The 2694-nt window shown below is 66.5% G+C and carries 1 protein-coding gene; it reads right to left on the bottom strand.

Annotated elements, in window-relative coordinates:
• The coding region (gene secA / locus ACYQ1H_RS15325) for a preprotein translocase subunit SecA (RefSeq protein ID WP_460028905.1) at positions 1-2694 on the bottom strand (2694 nt) is incomplete at both ends.

Genomic DNA, 2694 nt, shown 5'->3' on the forward strand with positions numbered 1-2694 from the left:
GCCGTGGCAATTTTTGAATTTTCTGCCGGAGCCGCAGGGGCAGGGGTCGTTGCGGCCGACCTTGGCGCTGTCGCGGACAAACGGGCGCGCCGCCGGGGGGGCGGCGGGTTCGCCGGTGTCGGCGTCGTCGGCCGCCTCCGCCGCCGCCTCGCCGAGGGCGCTGACCTCGGCATGCTGGTACTCGAACTGCTGCGGCGCGCGGTTCTGCTCCTCCATCTGGTTCACGTCCTCGTCGGAGCGCACCTGTACCTTGGAGACGATGCCGATGACTTCATGCTTGATGCCGTCGAGCATGGAGGTGAACATCTCGAAGGCTTCCTTCTTGTATTCCTGCTTGGGGTCCTTCTGGGCGTAGCCGCGCAGGTGGATGCCCTGGCGCAGGTGATCCATGGCCGCCAGGTGCTCCTTCCAGGAGTCGTCCAGCACCTGCAGCATCACGGTCTTCTCGAAGTGCCGCATGACCTTGGGGCCGATGGCGTCGGCCTTGTCGCGGTAGAGCCGTCCCAGATGCTCGATCAGGCGCTCGCGCAGGCGGTCCTCGTCGAGCCGGGCGTCGTCATCCAGCCATTGCTGGACCGGCAGGCGGACGCCGATGTCGCGCTCCAGCGCCTCTTCCAGGCCCTTGACGTCCCACTGTTCCTCCAGCGTCTGCGGCGGGATGAACTGGGTGAACAGCTGGGCCACGCTGTCGCCACGGGCGGCGTCGATGGTGGCCGAGATGTCGTCGCTCTGCATCAGCTGGTCGCGCATGTGGTAGATGACGCGGCGCTGGTCGTTGGCGACGTTGTCGTATTCCAGCAGTTGCTTGCGGATGTCGAAGTTGCGCGATTCGACCTTGCGCTGGGCGTTCTCGATGGCCCGCGTGACCCAGGGATGCTCGATGGATTCGCCGTCCTTCATGCCCAGTCGCTGCATGAGCGCGGCAACCCGGTCGGAGGCGAAGATGCGCATCAGCGGGTCTTCCAGCGACAGGTAGAAGCGCGAGGAGCCGGGGTCGCCCTGGCGGCCGGAGCGGCCGCGCAGCTGGTTGTCGACACGCCGCGATTCATGCCGCTCGGAACCGATGACGTGCAGGCCGCCGGCGGCGGTGACCTGCTGGTGCCGGGCTTCCCAGGCGGCCTTGGCGGCGGCCAGGGCCGCCTGGTCCCCGGGGTCGAAGCCGGCGGTATCCTCTTCCAGGCTGCCGCCGAGAACGATGTCGGTGCCGCGACCGGCCATGTTGGTGGCGATGGTGACGGCGCCGGGCTTGCCGGCCTGGGCGACGATGTGGGCTTCCTGCTCGTGATGCTTGGCGTTGAGAACCTGGTGCGGGATACCCTGCTGCGTGAGCTGCTGGGAGATGAGTTCGGAGTTCTCGATCGAGGTGGTGCCGACCAGCACCGGCTGGCCGCGCTGGTGGCAGTCCTTCACGTCTTCGACGATGGCCTGGTATTTCTCGCGCACGGTCAGGTAGACCAGGTCGCCGAGATCCCGGCGCGCCATCGCCCGGTTGGGCGGAATGCAGACGACTTCCAGGCCGTAGATCTGGTGGAACTCGGTGGCTTCGGTGTCGGCCGTGCCGGTCATGCCGGACAGTTTGGCGTAGAGGCGGAAGTAGTTCTGGAAGGTGATCGAGGCGAGGGTCTGGTTCTCGTTCTGCACCGCCACGCCTTCCTTGGCCTCGACGGCCTGGTGCAGCCCCTCCGACCAGCGGCGGCCAGGCATGGCGCGGCCGGTGAATTCGTCGACGATGATGACCTGGCCGTCGCGCACGATGTAGTCGACATCGCGCTGGAACAGGGCATGGGCCTTCAGCGAGGCGTTGATGTAGTGCAGCAGGCGGATGTTGACGGCGTCGTACAGGCTTTCGTGGGGCTGGATCAGGCTGCTCTCGACCAGCAGCCGCTCGATGTGCTCGTGCCCGGCTTCGCTCAGAAACACCTGGCGCGATTTCTCGTCGACCGAATAGTCGCCAGGGCCGTCCTCGATCGCCTGCCGGGTCAGCCGCGGCATCAGCACCTGGATCTTCTGGTACAGGTCGCTGCGGTCCTCGGTCGGGCCGGAGATGATCAGCGGCGTCCGCGCTTCGTCGATGAGGATGGAGTCGACCTCGTCGACGATGGCGAAGAACTTGTCGCGCTGGACCCGCTGGTCCAGACTGAAGGCCATGTTGTCGCGCAGGTAGTCGAAACCGAACTCGTTGTTGGTGCCGTAGGTGATGTCGGCGGCGTAGGCCGCGCGGCGTTCCTCGGTGCCGAGGTTGCTGACGATGCAGCCGACCGTGAGGCCGAGAAAGCGGTAGATCCGGCCCATCCATTCGGAGTCGCGGCGGGCCAGGTAGTCGTTCACGGTGACCACGTGGACGCCCTTGCCCGGCAGGGCGTTGAGGTAGGCGGCCAGGGTGGCGACCAGGGTCTTGCCCTCGCCGGTCTTCATCTCGGCGATCTTGCCGTCGTTGAGCACCATGCCGCCGATCAGCTGCACGTCGAAGTGGCGCATGTTGAGCACCCGGCGCGAAGCTTCCCGCACCGTCGCAAAGGCTTCCGGCAGGATCTGCTCCAGCGTCTCGCCCTCGGCGAGGCGCGACCGGAACACCTGGGTCCTGTCCTGCAGCTCGGCGTCGGACAGCCCCCGGTACTCCGCCTCCAGGGCATTGATGCGCTTGACGATCCTGCGTTTCTTGTTGACGATGCGGTCGTTGCGGCTGCCAACGAC

It is taken from the genome of Methyloparacoccus murrellii, assembly GCF_054657115.1.